Source organism: Halomonas sp. LMYGS-3 (assembly GCF_059509875.1).
Window position 1 is genome coordinate 1 of record NZ_JCAKFQ010000030.1, and the last position, 14,846, is coordinate 14,846.

A 14,846-nucleotide genomic window follows, 5' to 3' on the forward strand; every position below is an offset into this window, starting at 1 on the left:
GCGTCCTTGTGGGTCTCGAAGACGCCCACCGGCTTGCCGGACTGCACCAGCAGGGTCTGGGTGTCCTCCAGGCGCTTGAGGGTCTCGACGATGGTGTCGAAGCACTGCCAGTCGCGGGCGGCGCGGCCGATGCCACCATAGACCACCAGGTCCTCGGGGCGCTCGGCGACGTCCGGGTGGAGGTTGTTCATCAGCATGCGCAGCGGCGCCTCGGTGAGCCAGCTCTTGCAGCTGCGCTCGGGGCCGGTGGGGGCGGCGATCTTACGGGCGGGATCGTGGCGCGGATCGCGGTCGATGGGCTGGTGCTGGGTCATGGTGCTCTCTTCTCGTGTGGGTGGTGAGGGTTCGGGTTCGGTATCAGGGCTCGAGCGTCAGGTGATGGATCAGCCGCGCCGCCGCCTTGGCGGTGCGGTTGTCGATATCGAAGCTCGGGTTCAGTTCGGCGACGTCGGCCAGGCGCAGCTTGCCGCTGTCGCGCACCCGTTCGACCAGGCGTTCGATCAGGGGTAGCGAGACGCCGTGGGCGGCCGAGGCACTGACGCCCGGGGCCTCGCTGGCCGGCAGCACGTCCAGGTCGATGGTCAGGTAGAGGTGATCGCAGCCGGCGATGAAGGCGTCCAATTCACCCACTATCGCCTCGAGGTTGGCGGCGGTGATCTCGTGATCCTCGCGGACCAGTACCTCGAGGTCGGCGGCGCGGGCGAACAGCGCCCGGGTGTTGGCGGCGCGGCTCACTCCCAGGCAGGCGTAGCGGAAGGGCCAGCCCCTGGCCTCGCACTCGCTGGCGATCTGGGCGAAGGGGGTGCCGGAGGAGCGCACATGGGCCGGGTCGCGCAGGTCGAAGTGGGCGTCGAGGTTGACGATGCCGATGCTCGGCGCCTCGTCGCCCTCTGCCTCGAGATGGCGTGCCAGCCCCGACCAGCTGCCGAAGGCGACCTCGTGGCCGCCACCCAGCACGATGGGCTGATGGTCGGCCGCCAGCAGGGTAGCCAGGCACTCGGCGAGGCGCCTCTGGGCGGTTTCCATGCCGTCGTCGCGGCCGTGTCCGTGGCAGACCACGTCGCCGGCGTCATGGACCGGCGCCCGGCGATGCCAGGCCAGGTTGGCCAGTGCCTTGCGCAGGGCCCGGGGCCCGCCGGCGGCACCGATGCGCCCCTGGTTGCGGGCCACTCCGGCGTCGCAGGCGAAACCCAGCAGCGCCACGCCGACGGGGCTGTCCACCGTCAGGGGCTCGACGACCTGATGCCAGCGCAGGCTGTCGGGCTCCGGGTCCTCGCGGCCGGCCCAGGGGGACATGTCGATGGGGTCAAGCGTGTACAGGGTCATGGGTCACCTCCCCATTGAAGATGCGTTGACGCAGGCGGCCGGGCTGCACCGCATAGGCCAGGGCGGCGGGGGACTCGACGTTCCACAGGCAGAGATCCGCCGGGGCGTCCGCCTCGATTCGGCCCAGGCCCTTCTCGTGGAGCCCCAGGGCCCGAGCACCGTGGGCGGTCATGCCGGCCAGGGCCTCCCGTGGGGTGAGGCGGAACAGGGTGCAGGCGAAGTTGAGCATCAGCGTCGGGTGGAAGATCGGCGAACTGCCCGGGTTGGCATCGGTGGCGATGGCCATGGGCACGGAGGCCTCGCGCAGCGCCTCGATGGGCGGCAGCTGCGTCTCGCGCAGGGTATGGAAGGCGCCGGGCAGCAGCACGGCGACGCTGCCTGCCTCGCGCATGGCCGCCACCCCGGCCTCGTCGAGGTATTCGATATGGTCGGCCGAGAGCGCCCCGTGCCGCGCCGCCATGGCGGTGCCGCCGAGGTTGGAGAGCTGCTCGGCGTGGGCCTTGATCGGCAGGCCATGGGCCTCGGCCGCCGCGAAGACCCGCTCGCACTGGGCCACCGAGAAGGCGATCGTCTCGCAGAAGACGTCCACGGCATCGGCCAGGCCCTGTTCGGCCGCCGCCGGAATCATCTCCTGGCAGACCAGCTCGATATAGGCGTCGCTGTCATCCTTGAACTCCGGGGGGAGGGCGTGGGCACCGAGCAGGGTGGTCATCACCCGCACCGGCAGCGCTTCGCCCAGGCGGCGCGCCACCCGCAGCATCTTGAGTTCGTCGGCGACGCTGAGCCCGTAACCGGACTTGATCTCCACCGTGGTGACGCCATCGGCGATCATCGCCGCCAACCGCGGCCGGGCGGCGTCGAACAGCGCGTCCTCGCTGGCGTCGCGGGTGGCGGTGACGGTGCTGAGGATGCCGCCGCCGCGGCGGGCGATCTCCTCGTAACTCACGCCTTCCAGCCGCTGTTCGAACTCGTCGGCGCGGGAACCACCGAACACCAGGTGGGTGTGGCAATCCACCAGGCCCGGGGTCATCACCCCGCCGCGACCCATCTCCTCGCACCCGGCGGCCAGGCCGTCGTCCAGCTCGGCCATGGGCAGGACGCAGGCGATGCGTTCGCCCCGGACGATGACCGCCATGGGCTCGGGCCGGGTCTCGAGCCCGTCGAAGAGGATCACATCGCGCCAGAGTCGGGCTGTCTTCGGGGTGCCTGCCATCGGGGGCCTCCTGCTGGTTGCGTAATGTATATACAATTAGTGGATACACCTGGCGGCGTCAACCCCTCGCCTCGCGTCCCGGAAGGACGCCTTGGTGCGTGAGTGCGGGCGCGGCGCGAAAGGAATAAATAAAACCCTATAAAACAATATATTAAGTTAATGTATCGATAAGGCTTCCAGACGCGTGCGAAGACGAGGTTTGACTAAAGTATAGGGCAGATGGGCGAACGGCGGTTGGCGCCGGTCGAAACTCTATTGTATATACATATGGAGACGTCCCGACGAAACGTCACCCCACACGACAACGAGAGGGAGGAAGACCCCCATGGCAAGCCAGGAGCAGGCGACGGACATCACCCGTCGCCCATCACTCACTACGGTACTGAAGCTGTTCGTGCCCAGTGCGCTGGGTATCGTGATCTTCTTCGTGCCGCTCACCCTCGGTGAACGCACCACCATCCTGCTCGACCATATGGTCACCGGGGCACGCTCCCTGCTGGGGGATCTCAGCGGCTTCTATGCCCTGGCGCTGATCGTGGCCGGGGCCGCCTACCCCTTGATCAAGGGGTACTGGCGGCGCAGCCTCACCGAACGCCTCTTCACGCTGCTCAAGATCGCCGGGGTGGCCGCGGCGGTGATGGCGCTGACCGGCTGGGGGCCGGGCTTCCTCCACGAGCCGGACATGCTGCCGTTCCTGTTCGACAAGCTGGTGATCCCGGTGGGGCTGATCGTGCCGATCGGGGCGGTCTTCCTGGCCCTCTTGATCAGCTACGGCCTGCTGGAACTGATCGGTGTGCTGGTGCAGCCGGTCATGCGCCCCATCTGGCGGACCCCGGGGCGCAGCGCCATCGACGCCGTGGCGTCGTTCGTCGGCAGCTACTCCATCGGCCTGCTGATCACCAACCGGGTCTACCAGGCGGGGCAGTACTCGGCGCGGGAGGCGGCGATCATCGCCACCGGTTTCTCCACGGTCTCGGCCACCTTCATGATCATCGTGGCGCGCACCCTGGACCTGATGAGCGTGTGGAACCTCTATTTCTGGCTGACCCTCGCGATCACCTTCGCGGTCACCGCCATCACCGTGCGCCTGCCGCCGCTGTCGGGCATGGACGACGCCAAGAGCGACGGTGAGCCCGAGGCGGTGCCGGGCAGGCGGCTCTCGACCGCCTGGCACACCGGGCTGAGCGTGGCCGCCAGGGCACCGAGCCTGCCCGCGAGCGTGGCGCTCAACGTGCGCGAAGGGCTGGTAATGGCGATCAGCATCCTGCCGTCGATCATGTCGGTGGGGCTGCTGGGGTTGCTCGCCGCCAAGTACACGCCGTTGTTCGAGTGGCTGGGTTGGCTCTTCTATCCGTTCGTGGCGATCTGGGGCCTGGACGATGCCGCGGTGCTCTCCCAGGCGGTGGCCTCGGGGCTCGCCGAGATGTTCCTGCCGGCGCTGCTGATGGGCGACGCCGAGTTCGTGGCGCGCTTCGCCGCCGGGGTGGTCTCGGTCTCCGCGGTGCTGTTCTTCTCGGCGTCGATCCCCTGCATTCTGTCCACCAGCATCCCGCTCTCGGTGGGGCGCATCGTGGTGGTGTGGTTCATCCGCGTGGCGCTGAGCCTGCTGCTGGCGGTGCCGGCGGGCTACCTGGTCCAGGCGCTGGGTGGCTGACCCGCCCAGCGATCCCCCTGGGCGCCACCGGACCGGGGCAACGGCCTGGCGGCGCCCGGCACTTGGCTGCCGGGGCCGCCATTCGAGAAGCACCGTCGTTGGTATCGAGTCGCGTGCGGTCTGCGGCGGGGCTGCCGATATAACTGGGCTATGGTTAAAGGATGACAGTTCGAGAGCCCGCGAGTGACGTCCACCATGCAATGCCACCATTGCGGTCGGATCAACCGGGACGGTGTCGCCTGCTGCGACAGGTGCGGTGTTGCATTGACGCATATCATGGGGCCGGCGGAGGGTTTCGTCGGCCGCCAGGGTGAGCTTGCCGTCATCGATGAGGCATTGGCGCAATGTGCTACCGGGCAGGGAGGACTCCTGCTGCTCAGTGGTGACCCGGGCATCGGCAAGACCCGTACCGCACAGGAACTCGCCACGCGTGCCGAGCGGAAAGAGCTGAGAGTATTGTGGGGACGTTGCTACGAGGAACCGGGCGCACCGCTGTACTGGCCCTGGCTGCAGCTGTTGCGTGGCTGTCTGGACGACAGCGACCGCGAGTGGTCGGCCGAGTTGCTGGACGGTGATGCCGTCGTCATCGCCGAACTGTTGCCGGAGCTTCGCCAGCGCCACCCCGACTTGCCCTCTCCGCCGCCGCTTCCCGATCCGGCCCAGGCGCGGTTCCGCTTGTTCGATGCCATCTCGCGGTACTGGCAGAGGGCTGCGCAGCATCAGTCGCTGGTGCTCATCCTGGATGATCTGCACTGGGCCGATAGCGCCTCACTCAGGCTGCTGGAGCATCTGGCTCGAGAGGTGGCCACCAGCCCACTGCTGCTGGTGGGGAGTTATCGTGACCACGAGGTGGGGCGTCGCCATCCGTTGACCGATACCCTGGGCGAGCTGACCAGACTCTCTCACTGTCGGCGCCTGCCGCTGGGCGGCTTGTCGCGCGATGAGACCGAGCAGTTTCTGGACACCCTGGCCGGGGCGCTCCCGCTGGCTGCTGTCGCGCCCGCCATACATCGGCACAGTGAAGGCAATCCCTTGTTCATGCGCGAGCTGGCCCGGCACTTGCTGCAGGAGGGGGTGCCCCTCGATGGCCTGGTGCAGCGTATCCCCGCCGGCATCCGCGAGGTCATCGGCCATCGCCTGAACTGTTTGTCGGAAGCCTGCAATCGGGTACTGGGCATGGCCGCGGTGATCGGGCGCCGCTTCGATCTGGATCTGCTGATCGGGCTGACATCGCCGGAAACCGGGCTGCTGGACATCCTGGACGAGGCGCTGGCGGCGCACATCATCGAGGAGCTCCCCCAGCCGGGGCGTTTCCAGTTCAGTCATGCCCTGATCCGCGAAACCCTGTACGAGGAACTGGCCGCGACCCGTCGGCTGCGCCTGCACCAGCGGGTCGGCGAGCGGCTGGAGGCGCTGCACGGCCAGGATGTGGAGGCCTACCTGCCTCAGATGGCCCACCATTTCGCCCAGGCGGCCACCATCGGCACGGCCGGGCAGGCCGTCGACTACGCCGAGCGCCGCTGTCGGCTGCTGCTGGCGCAGGCGCATGCGCGCATTCGGGCCGGCGGCAGGGGCGAGGAGGCCCGGGATACCTTTCTGCGGGTCGCCGAGCTGGCCCGCACCCTGAAGGCATCCGAACCCTCCGCCGCTCGACTGCTGGCCCGCGCTGCCCTCGGATACGAGTGCATCGGCTGGCGGGTCGGCCATCACGGGAAGCAGGCGGTAACCCTGCTGGAGGAGGCGCTGGGAGCCCTGGAGCCATCGGAGGAGCGCCTGCGGGCCGAACTGCTGGCGTCGCTGTCTCGGGCCAATATCTACTGCGATCGACCGCAGGCGTCCAACCTCGCCTTTCGACAAGCGGTCAGGCTGGCGCGCCGCTTGGGGGAGCCACGCACCCTGTTCGAGGCACTCAGCGCCATCGTCCCGGGGCGCTCATGGCCGGAGCAACTGGAGGCGCGCCTGGCCGCCGGCCGTGAGGCGTTGGAACTGGCACAGCAGGCGGGGCACCCGGAATGGGCGGTGGGCGAGCTGACCGGCTGGTATGTCGGTGACTTGATGGAGCAGGGGGACGTGGTGGCCGCCCGCGACGTGCTCGACCTGCACCAGCGGGAAGCCAAGGCCTGGCGCCAGCCCTTCCTGCAGGCCGTCGGCCTGAGCGCACGGGTCATGATGACCCTCCACGCGGGGAACTTCGCCGAAGCCGAACGTCTGGCCCAGGAAAACCGCGAGGCGGGGCAGCGCTTCTCCCCGGAGCCTGCCGAGGGCGTCTTCGGCATGCAGATGTTCAGCCTGCGCCGGGAGCAGGGGCGGCTGGGCGAGTTGCTTGCGGTACTGCAGCACTTCGTCGCCACCAGGACGCGGGTCGCCACCTGGCGCCCGGCCCTGGGACTGGTGTATGCCGAACTGGACATGGCGGAGGAGGCGCGGGCCGAGTTCGATCCGCAGGTTGCCGACGATCTGGGCGTCATCCCGCGTGATGCCATGTGGCTGACCAGCGTGACCTATCTCGCCGAGATTTGTGCTCGCTTGGATGCCACGGAGCACGCTGCCGCCCTCTACCGCCATCTCTCGCCCTATGCCGGCCGCAATATCGTGTCCGGCGCCCATACGGTGTGCTACGGTTCGGCAGACCGGTTTCTCGGCATGCTGGCGGTCACCCTGAAGCAGTGGGACGCCGCCGAACGCCATTTCCAGATCGCACTGGCCATGGATGAACGCACCGGCGGCCGACCCTGGCTGGCCCACGACCGATACCAGTACGCCCGTTTGCTGGCGCAACGCCAGCAGCCCGAGCAGGCGCGGGCGCAGCTGGACGCGGCGTTGCTGGCCGCCCGCGAACTCGGCATGGAGGCGTTGGCACGGCGCTGCGACACGCTGGGGGAGACACTCTCGACCCGACCGGTCTATCCGGGCGGTCTGAGCCGGCGCGAGGTACAGGTGCTGAAGTTGCTCGCCGCAGGGCGCAGCAACCGTCAGGTGGCCGAACGGCTGTATGTCAGTCCCAACACCGTCGCCAATCACGTGCGAAACATCCTGGCCAAGACCAACACCGCCAACCGCACCGAGGCGGCGGCCTATGCCATCCGGCATGGCCTGGTGGAAGAGTAGGCGGGTATTTCCTTCAGAGGAAGGCCGAGGGGTTGATCTGGTCGACCTCGACGATCACGTCGGCCGGTACCCCGGCTCGCCTCGCTGCCTCGCGGATGGCCTCGGGATCCGTGGCTTCATAGAGGCAGTAGGTCTTCTTCTTGTCGGCGCTGAGAAAGGAGAACAGCCAGTGGACTCCGATCTCCTGATTGATTTCAGTGACTTCCCTTACCGAGTCGGTGGTGAACTCGAGCTGTTCGGCAAAGTTTCGCTCGATAAGAAACAAAGGCATGAGTGATTCCTCCCTGCGGTCAGGTAAAGCACGAATGATCTTTTCACTATAGGCCCACCGGTGAGCGGGGAACATGTAACATTTGCCGCGATATTCATGTGACGGGTGAGCGTGTGTCATGGCTCGACTCGATGGCCAACCCTGACCATTCGAGGTTTTGTGCTTGGGGCCGGAAAATGATCCGTCCTGTCGATGTTGCGAAGATGGCCGATCCCTAGACTGATTGACACGTCGGTAGCGAGACGTGTGATTCAGCCTTAGGAGAAGAATGCCATGAAAACCATAACTGTCACCTGTGCCATGGTTATCGCTCTGGTACTGGCCTTCGGGGTGGCCGCCGAGCAGATATTGAAACCCATTCATGCCTATCGACTGGGAGGTGATGATCAACGCGCGGTACTGTATTACGCCGAGAGAGGCGCTGGCTATGAAGTCGTCACCACCTGGGTGGGTGAAGAGGAGGTCCTGATGCGCCATATCGCCTACCTCGAGCCTGGCCAGCGCTATAGCCTGTCGCTGATCGAGCGCGGTCTGCCGGTGCAATTCACCGTCCGCAACGACGCCGGCTCGGTGGTCGTGTTGGGCGGGCCGGAGGCGCCGGCCTATGCGCAGCGGTGTAGTGGGAACGAGGATGCCTATCCGACCCCGCTCCAGCGCCTGGTCCTCTGTCCCCGCGGCCATGAGCTAGCGATCGATGAGCCTGTCCCTCAGCTTACTGCCGGCGGGCCAGGAAGCCCAGGAAGAATAGCCATCAGTGAGTGAATGGTCGCCTCAGGACTCTCCAGCGAAATACGCGGCCTTCAGGATGCCGTATATATCGCTGGAGGGGCGTTGCGCTAGTCAATTCTAACTATTTTTTCGACTGGGTGCTGGCTCGAGAATAATCAACCTTGTCGATGTGGTCTCCCGACATCGCACTCTAAACTGCTCCTGTAATAAATGATCGATCGATTGGATCGAAGGGGAGAGTGTCATGTGTCGATGGTTGACTTTTCCGTTAGTGACGGCTGCCCTGGCGCTGGCCGTGTCATCGGCCGCCGTGTCCGCCGAGCAGACTCGTACCGTCGAGGTCAACGGCGTCACCCTGCACTATATCGATGAGGGCGAGGGCCGTCCGGTACTCTTTGTACCTGCTGCGATTGTCGATCACCGGGTCTGGGAACCGTACCGCGAGGCCATCGCCCGCGAGCACCGCTTCATCTCTTATACCAAGCGCTATTTCGGCACCGAGCCCTGGCCGGACGACGGGGAGCAGTTCTCCAGCGAGACCCATGCCGCCGATCTGGCCGCCTTTATCCGGGCGCTGGATGTCGGTCCGGTCTATCTGGTCAGTTGGTCGTACAGCGGTCAGATCGTTCCGCTGCTGGCGCTGGAACACCCGGAGCTGGTGCGCGGCATGGTGCACTATGAACCGCATGTCCCCTCGCTGGTTGCCGAGTTGCCGGAGGAAAGCCAGGCCGCCATCGGCGAGGAGAGCAAGAAGTACGGTCCTGCCATGGAAGCGGTGGAGTCCGGCGATGAAGTTGAGGCCACCAAGTTGTTTATCGAGGCCGTGTTCCAGCGGTCGCCGGGTGGCTTCGAGCAGGAACCCGAATACATGCGTGCCATCTGGCTGGATAACGCCCGCACGGTGCCACACTGGGTCGCCATTACACCGCCCGACATCACCTGTGAGGATCTGGCGACCATCGAGCAGCCCACCCTGGTCCTCAAGGGCGAGCATAGCGACCTCTTCAATGCGTCGGTCGCCGACACCATGGCTCAGTGCCAGCCCCAGGCCGAGTTGCAGGTGCTGCCCGGCGTCAATCACGATGGGACATTCAATGCCGTCGAGGACTTTACCGCCGCCATCCTCGACTTTCTGGCCAGGTATTGACCCCGAGGAGGGCACCGACATGAACGCCACTACCACACTGGACAGCTTCCAAGCGTCGCTGCGCGGCTCGCTGTTCCAGGCCGGCGATCCCGATTACGATCGGGCCCGCCGGCTCTACAACGGCATGATCGACAAGCGCCCGCGGCTGATCGTTCGCTGCGCCGATGTGGCCGATGTGGTCAGTGCGGTCCGTTTCGCCGGGGAGCAAGGCCTGCTCCTGGCGGTACGCGGCGGTGGCCACAGTGGCGCCGGCCTGGGCGGCTGCGACGACGGCCTGGTCATCGATCTCTCGGCCCTGCGGGGCATCCGCATCGATCCCGCGATGCGCACCGCCCGGGTCGAGGGGGGCTGCACCTGGGGCGACGTGGACCACGCCACCCACGCCTTCGGCCTGGCCACGGTCAGCGGCATCATCTCCACCACCGGGGTGGGCGGGCTGACCCTGGGCGGTGGCCACGGCCATCTGAGCCGCCGCTACGGGCTGACCATCGACAACCTGCTGGAGGCCGATCTGGTGCTGGCCGACGGCCGCTTCGTCACCGTAAGCGAGACCCAGCATCCGGAGCTGTTCTGGGCCATCCGCGGCGGCGGGGGGAATTTCGGCCTGGCGACCTCCTTCCTGTTCCAGCTGCATCCGGTAAGCATCGTGAACGCCGGCCCGACGCTATGGGAGCTGGAACACTCGGCCGCCGTGCTGCGCTGGTACCGCGACTTCATTACCGCTGCCCCCGAGTCGCTGAACGGCTTCTTCGCCTTCCTGAGCGTGCCGCCGGGGCCACCGTTTCCCGCGCATCTGCATGACAAGCGGATGTGCGGCGTCGTCTGGTGCCATACCGGGCCGGAGGAGGAGGCCGAGAGACTGCTCGCAGCGGTGCACGAACCTGCCGAGCCGGCCCTGCATGCTGTCCAGCCGATGCCCTATCCGATGCTGCAGAGTGCCTTCGATGGCCTCTATGAACCCGGATTACAGTGGTACTGGCGCGGCGACTTCGTCACCGAGCTCAGCGATGCGGCCATCGAGCGCCACGTCGAGTATGCGGAGGTTCCGACGCCGCTGTCGACGATGCACCTCTACCCGGTCGACGGTGCCGTGCACCGGGTCGGGCGCCACGACACGGCGTTCAGCCACCGCGAGGCCAAGTGGTCGCAGGTCATCGTCGGCGTCGATCCCGATCCCGCCAACCAGGTGAGGATCACCCAGTGGACCAGGGACTACTGGGACGCCTTGCACCCCTATTCCGCCGGTGGCGGCTATGTGAACTTCATCATGGATGACGAGGGCCAGGAGCGGGTGCGGGCCACCTATCGCGACAACTACGCGCGGCTGGCACGCATCAAGGCCGAGTACGATCCCGGCAACCTGTTCCGGGTCAATCACAACATCCCGCCGGCGGGCTAACGGGCGTCGGTCGGCGCACTTGTCGGGCGGGCTATCCGGCGCTCCTTGATGCCGGACCCGTTCGACACCCCCACGGGGCTTTGCTAACGTCAATGCATGTATCCGGGCTCGTGAAGACTCGTTTCTCCCCTTGCCGGAGCCGCTGCGGATGACGACCACTCCCTCGGAAGCGACCGACACCACCGGCGTGACCAGGCCCCTGCTGGAGGTCAGCAACCTCGTCATGGACTTCGGTGGGTTGCGCGCCCTGGATGGGGCAACGCTTCGCGTCGAGCAGGGACGGATCACGGGCCTGATCGGCCCGAACGGCGCGGGCAAGACCACGCTGTTCAACGTCGTGGCCGGCTACTACGAACCCCGGGCGGGGCGGGTCTACCTCGATGGCGACGATATTACCGGCTTGCCGCCGCATCGGATCTTCGCGCGAGGGCTGTGCCGGACCTTCCAGATCCCGCGGGAACACGCCAGCATGTCGGTACTCGAGAACCTGATGCTGGTGCCCCGTGACCAGATCGGCGAGCGTTTCTTCACCAGCCTGTTGCGGCCCGACCGGGTACGAGAACAGGAACTGGCGCATCGCCGGCAGGCCGAGGAGGTCCTGGCGTTCCTCGATCTCGCGCATCTGGCCCAGGAGTATGCCCGCAACCTCTCCGGCGGCCAGAAGAAGCTGCTCGAGCTGGCGCGGACCCTGATGGCCCAGCCCAAGCTGGTGCTGCTCGACGAGCCCGGGGCAGGGGTCAATCCGACCCTGATGGGGCGGCTGCTGGAGAACATCGAGCGTCTCAATCGCGAGCGGGGCATCACCTTCCTGATCATCGAGCACGACATGGACCTGATCATGCGCCTGTGCAACCCGGTGATCGTGATGAGCGAGGGCCGCTACCTGATGGAAGGCTCGCCCGAGGAGGTGCGCCGCGACCGCCGGGTGCTGGAGGCCTATCTCGGAGGCCAGTATGCCGTTGCTGAAGGCTGAAGGGGTCACCGCCGGCTACGGCGACATGGAGATCCTCCATGACGTCGATCTGACGGTGGATGCCGGCGAGATCGTTTCCCTGATCGGGCCGAACGGGGCAGGCAAGTCGACGCTGATGAAGACCATCTTCGGCCTGCTCACTCCCAGGTCCGGTACCATCACCTACCGTGAGCAAGCGATCCACGGACGCAAGCCGCACGAGATCGTCACGCTCGGCATGTGCTACGTGCCCCAGGTCGCCAACGTCTTTCTCGCCCTGACGGTGGAGGAGAACCTCGACATGGGGGGCTACCTGCTCGATGAGCGCAAGCTCCCACCACGCCGCGAGCGGGTCTACGAGTTCTTTCCCAAGCTGCGCGAGCGGCGGCGTCAGCGCGCGGGCAAGATGTCCGGCGGCGAGCGTCAGATGGTGGCCATGGGCAGCGCACTGATGCTCGAGCCTGACCTGTTGCTGCTCGACGAGCCTTCGGCCGGGCTGTCCCCCAAGCTGGTGGACGAGATATTCGACAACATCCGCCGCATCAATGCCGCCGGCCTGGCCGTGTTGATGGTCGAGCAGAACGCCAGGAAGTCGCTCGAGATGGCGAGCCGGGGCTATGTGCTGGCAAACGGCGAGAACCGCTTTGACGGGACGGGGCAGGAGCTGCTCGCCGACCCCGACGTGGCTCGCCTCTACCTGGGGGGATAAGCGATGGGCATGCCCGATACCCGCAACGCGGCACGGGATGCATCCGCCGATGAGCGCCGGGTCGGGGAACGCGTGCGCGCCTTCATCCGCACGCGTGGTTTCCTGGTCGGTACCCTCCTGATGGTCCTGGTCGTCATGTACCTCGCCGGTCTGATAGCCGGCGCCAGTGGACAGCGTCTGCTGGCACTGACGGCCTGGGGACTGATGCTCGGCGGAATCATCGCCCTGGGCAGCATCGGCCTGTCGCTGGTCTACGGCGTCCTGAAGTTCCCCAACTTCTCCCATGGGGCCCTGGTGACCCTGGGCGCCTACGTGGCCTTTTCGGTGATTCCCCTGCTGCCCCAGGGCGAGCCGCTGCGCCCGTTCTCCTTCGGCTACGAGTTTCTCGTGGCGCTGGTCGTCGCCATGCCGGTGGTCGGCGTGGTCGCGGTCGCCATCGACCGCGTGGTGTACCGGCGCCTGCGACGCACCGGCTCGCACCTGGTGTTCTTCGCCATGGCCTCGCTGGCGATGGCGTTCTTCGTTCGCAGCATGATCTATCTGTCCTGGGGGCCCGACTTCCACTTCTACTATCCGGGCCGGCCCAATCCCGCGCTCTACCTGCCGTTCGGCATGCGCATTCGCGCCGATCAGCTGTTCATCCTGCTGCTCGGTTTCGTCTTCGTCGCCGCCGTCTACGCCCTGCTCGAGTGGACCCGGCTGGGCAAGGCGATGCGTGCCACCGCCGACAATCCCGAGCTCGCCCAGATCCGCGGGATCAACACCGAGCGCGTCATCGCCTGGACCTGGATGCTCGGCGGCGGGCTCGCCGCCGCCGGCGGCATCATGTATGGCCTGAGTTCGCAACTGCGGCCGGAGATGGGGTTCTGGCTGCTGCTGCCCATGTTCGCGGCCACCATCATGGGCGGCATCGGTAATCCCTATGGCGCCCTGATCGCGGCGCTCATCATCGGCATCGCCCACCAGGTGTCGACGTCCTTCCTCGACCCGACCTACGGTCCCGCGGTGGCGTTCGTGCTCATGGTGCTGACGTTGCTTATCCGCCCGCAGGGGCTGCTCGGCCGTGCAGAGGGGTGATCCACCATGTCTCAGGTGATTTTCCTCAAGGGGCTGATGCTGGGGGTTGCCCTGGCGTTCATCCTGCCGATTCTGCTGCCTCCCGGGGCCAGGTGGCGGGTACCGGGGGGCATCGTGCTCGGGCTCGCCGCCGGCCTGGGCATCGCGGCGAGCGTGCCATCGGGCTACCTGTCCTACTTCATCAGCTTCATGACCATGGCGAGTCTCTACGCGATGCTCAGCCTCGGCCTGAATACCCAGTGGGGTTACACGGGGCATCTGAACTTCGGCGTGGCGGGCTTCTTCGCGGTCGGCGCCTTCACCTCGGCGCTGTTCACCATCGAGTCGCCCACCGGCCTGGCGGCCCAGTACACGCACGTGCTGTTCGGGCTGGAAATGCCGTTCCTCGTTGGCGTGCTCGCGGCGGCGGTGGTCTCGGGGGTGGTCGCGCTCATCGTCGCCGTCCCCGTGCTGCGCCTGCGGTTGGACTTTCTGGCCATCGCTACCATCGGCGTGGCCGAGATCATCCGGCTCATCTTCCAGAACGAGCGCTGGCTGGCCAATGGCCCCCAGCCCCTGCGGGGCATTCCGCAGCCGGGCCGCTGCCTGTTCGAGACTCGCCACTGCGAGTGGATACCCGAATCCCTGGCATGGATCGTCGAGCCCCTGAGTACGCGCGACTACACCGCCTTCTACCTGATGATCGTGGCGGGCTTCCTGGCGCTGATGTATGTGGTGCTCGAGCGTACCTGCCGTTCGCCGTGGGGGCGGATGCTGCGGGCGGTGCGCGATGAGGAGGCCTCGGCGGCCATGAACGGCAAGAACGTCACCTTCTCCCGAGTCCAGGCGTTCGTGGTCGGTGCCATGGTCATGGGGGTCGCCGGCGCATTGTATGCGCACTACACCGTCGCCATCGACTACAGCCACTTCCATGCGCTGTTCGGCACCTTCCTGGTCTGGATCATGCTCATGCTCGGCGGCAGCGGGAACCACCGCGGTGCCATCGTGGGGGCGATCCTGGTCTGGGGCGTATGGGCCGGCACGGCCTTCATCGCGAACGCCCTGGGGCCGGTGCTGGCCGCCATCCATCAGGAGCTTCCCGGTCGCGCCCAGTACATCCGCTGGCTGCTGGTGTCGCTGCTGCTGGCCGCCGTGGTGCTGTTCCGACCGCAGGGGCTGCTTCCCGAGGAGATGCGGGTGTCCAACTATCTGCGCGACTCACGTAGCCGTCGGCAGCCGACCCGGCGGCGGGAGGCGGCGGAGCCCTGACCGCCAGGGCTCC

At 66.7% G+C, this 14,846-nt stretch carries 12 protein-coding genes and 1 pseudogene; 9 read left to right on the forward strand and 4 right to left on the reverse strand.

Annotated elements, in window-relative coordinates:
- The 3 genes and pseudogenes from AC5W54_RS19450 to hutI form a co-directional block, all read right to left on the reverse strand.
- Nucleotides 1-314 (reverse strand): annotated as a pseudogene (locus tag AC5W54_RS19450) (urocanate hydratase); the annotation flags it as partial.
- A gap of 43 nt (nt 315-357) precedes the next feature.
- Nucleotides 358-1,326, reverse strand: coding sequence for a formimidoylglutamase (gene hutG, locus AC5W54_RS19455; RefSeq protein ID WP_495963756.1), 969 nt, complete (start codon nt 1,324-1,326; stop codon nt 358-360).
- Complete coding sequence (hutI, locus tag AC5W54_RS19460) at nt 1,307-2,539, reverse strand: imidazolonepropionase (RefSeq protein ID WP_495963757.1); 1,233 nt, start codon at nt 2,537-2,539, stop codon at nt 1,307-1,309. Before hutI ends, hutG begins: the two co-directional genes overlap by 20 nt.
- 325 nt (nt 2,540-2,864) lie before the next feature.
- On the opposite strand from hutI, the gene AC5W54_RS19465 reads away from it, so the two are divergent.
- Both AC5W54_RS19465 and AC5W54_RS19470 read left to right on the forward strand, forming a co-directional pair.
- A complete protein-coding gene (locus AC5W54_RS19465; protein WP_495963758.1) occupies nt 2,865-4,193 on the forward strand; it encodes a YjiH family protein in 1,329 nt (442 codons plus the stop codon).
- 264 nt (nt 4,194-4,457) lie between these two features.
- Nucleotides 4,458-7,301, forward strand: coding sequence for an ATP-binding protein (locus AC5W54_RS19470; protein ID WP_495963759.1), 2,844 nt, complete (start codon nt 4,458-4,460; stop codon nt 7,299-7,301).
- A 13-nt stretch (nt 7,302-7,314) separates the two neighbouring features.
- Here AC5W54_RS19470 and AC5W54_RS19475 read toward each other — a convergent pair whose 3' ends face one another.
- Nucleotides 7,315-7,572 (reverse strand): DUF4242 domain-containing protein, encoded by a 258-nt coding sequence (locus AC5W54_RS19475; protein WP_495963760.1) that lies wholly within the window; start codon nt 7,570-7,572, stop codon nt 7,315-7,317.
- 273 nt (nt 7,573-7,845) lie between these two features.
- On the opposite strand from AC5W54_RS19475, the gene AC5W54_RS19480 reads away from it, so the two are divergent.
- From AC5W54_RS19480 to AC5W54_RS19510, 7 genes are all read left to right on the forward strand, one after another.
- Nucleotides 7,846-8,334, forward strand: a complete 489-nt coding sequence (locus tag AC5W54_RS19480; RefSeq protein ID WP_495963761.1) for a hypothetical protein — start codon at nt 7,846-7,848, stop codon at nt 8,332-8,334.
- Nucleotides 8,335-8,545: 211 nt separating this feature from the next.
- Nucleotides 8,546-9,448 carry an alpha/beta fold hydrolase gene (locus tag AC5W54_RS19485; protein ID WP_495963762.1) on the forward strand — a complete coding sequence of 301 codons (903 nt, stop codon included), beginning with the start codon at nt 8,546-8,548 and terminating at the stop codon, nt 9,446-9,448.
- Between the two features lie 19 nt (nt 9,449-9,467).
- Nucleotides 9,468-10,847 carry an FAD-binding oxidoreductase gene (locus AC5W54_RS19490; protein WP_495963763.1) on the forward strand — a complete coding sequence of 460 codons (1,380 nt, stop codon included), beginning with the start codon at nt 9,468-9,470 and terminating at the stop codon, nt 10,845-10,847.
- Nucleotides 10,848-10,995: 148 nt separating this feature from the next.
- A complete protein-coding gene (locus AC5W54_RS19495) occupies nt 10,996-11,820 on the forward strand; it encodes an ABC transporter ATP-binding protein (RefSeq protein WP_495963764.1) in 825 nt (274 codons plus the stop codon).
- Nucleotides 11,801-12,508 (forward strand): ABC transporter ATP-binding protein, encoded by a 708-nt coding sequence (locus tag AC5W54_RS19500; RefSeq protein WP_495963765.1) that lies wholly within the window; start codon nt 11,801-11,803, stop codon nt 12,506-12,508. Before AC5W54_RS19495 ends, AC5W54_RS19500 begins: the two co-directional genes overlap by 20 nt.
- A 9-nt stretch (nt 12,509-12,517) precedes the next feature.
- Nucleotides 12,518-13,585, forward strand: a complete 1,068-nt coding sequence (locus AC5W54_RS19505; RefSeq protein WP_495963766.1) for a branched-chain amino acid ABC transporter permease — start codon at nt 12,518-12,520, stop codon at nt 13,583-13,585.
- A gap of 6 nt (nt 13,586-13,591) precedes the next feature.
- Entirely contained in the window at nt 13,592-14,833 is a 1,242-nt protein-coding gene (locus AC5W54_RS19510) for a branched-chain amino acid ABC transporter permease (protein ID WP_495963767.1), read from the forward strand.
- The last annotated feature ends 13 nt before the right edge of the window (nt 14,834-14,846 follow it).